The organism is Streptomyces sp. DH12 (assembly GCF_020873895.1).
Classification (GTDB): Bacteria; Actinomycetota; Actinomycetes; order Streptomycetales; family Streptomycetaceae; genus Streptomyces.
In genome coordinates this window covers 1-564 of the sequence record NZ_JAHWGT010000554.1, presented here as the reverse complement: position 1 = coordinate 564, position 564 = coordinate 1, and the positions used below count along the sequence as shown (strand labels likewise).

Sequence of the window (564 nt, the reverse complement as noted above, 5' to 3'; positions counted from 1 at the left end):
CCCGTGGTCATCGCCCTCGCCCTGGCCACCCTGGGCTTCTGGATCGGCAACGGCGCGGGCACCACGGCCGCGTTCACCGCGGCGGTGGCCGTGCTGATCATCGCCTGCCCCTGCGCCCTCGGGCTCGCCACCCCGACCGCGCTGATGGTCGGCACCGGCCGGGGCGCCCAGCTCGGCATCCTCATCAAGGGCCCGGAGGTCCTGGAGTCCACCCGCCGCGTCGACACGGTGGTCCTGGACAAGACCGGAACCGTCACCACCGGCCGGATGAGCCTGGTGGCCGTCCACTCCCCCGACACCGACGAGACGGACGTCCTGCGCCTGGCCGGCGCCCTGGAGCACGCCTCGGAACACCCGATCGCCCGGGCCGTGGCGGACGCGGCCCTGGCCAAGCTCGACGCCCTGCCCACCCCGGAGGACTTCACGGCTGTGCCCGGCCTGGGCGTCCAGGGCATCGTCGAGGGCCACGCGGTCCTGGTGGGCCGCCCCCGCCTGATGGCGGAATGGTCCCTCCCCCTCCCCGCCCACCTGGCAGGCACCCTCACCGCAACCGAGACGACGGGC

At 75.0% G+C, this 564-nt stretch carries 1 protein-coding gene; it reads left to right on the top strand.

Annotation, left to right across the window (positions count from 1 at the left end; all coding sequences use genetic code 11):
- Positions 1-564, top strand: a 564-nt coding sequence (locus LPA54_RS35735; RefSeq protein WP_228984724.1) for an HAD-IC family P-type ATPase, incomplete at both ends; no start/stop codon positions are given.